A 587-nucleotide genomic window follows, 5' to 3' on the forward strand; every position below is an offset into this window, starting at 1 on the left:
CCAATATTGGAAGTCTTTTTTTAATTTTAACCTTTAATCAATTATAACCAATGAGAAAATTCTTTCTGCTTTTTGCACTTATTTGTTCTTTTCAAGTATTTGCTCAATTAAAATATATTACAAATAAAGATTTCTCTGTTCAAGGAAAAGCATTTAATAACGCACCATTTTATCATAGAATTGACACCAACAAATACGCAAATCTTCCTGACAAAGTGAAAGGTTTGTTTACAACTCCCGCTGGATTATATGTTGCATTCAAATCGAATACGACACAAATAAAATTGGATTGGACAACTCGTTCTACTTATTTAGGCGCAAATACAACTGGAATTATGGCCCGTGGATTGGATTTATATATCAAAGAAAATGGGAAATGGATTTTTGCAGGCGCGGCTTTACCAAATCAGCAAAATATCAAAAGTGAATATGATATTGTCAAGAATCTAACTAAGACAGAAAAGGAATTCATGCTTTATTTACCGCTTTGGAACGAGATAACAGACTTAAAGATCGGAATTGATGCATCTGCTAATTTTATCAATCAACCTATCGCATATAAAAAGAAAATCGTGGTTTATGGTTCA

At 31.7% G+C, this 587-nt stretch carries 1 protein-coding gene; it reads left to right on the top strand.

Annotation, left to right across the window (positions count from 1 at the left end; genetic code table 11):
• Positions 1–50: 50 nt before the first annotated feature.
• On the top strand, positions 51–587 hold a 537-nt coding region (locus B2217_RS08515), incomplete at its 3' end, for an SGNH/GDSL hydrolase N-terminal domain-containing protein (RefSeq protein ID WP_291122321.1).

It is taken from the genome of Empedobacter sp. UBA7620, from assembly GCF_002484185.1.
Classification (GTDB): Bacteria; Bacteroidota; Bacteroidia; order Flavobacteriales; family Weeksellaceae; genus Empedobacter; species Empedobacter falsenii_C.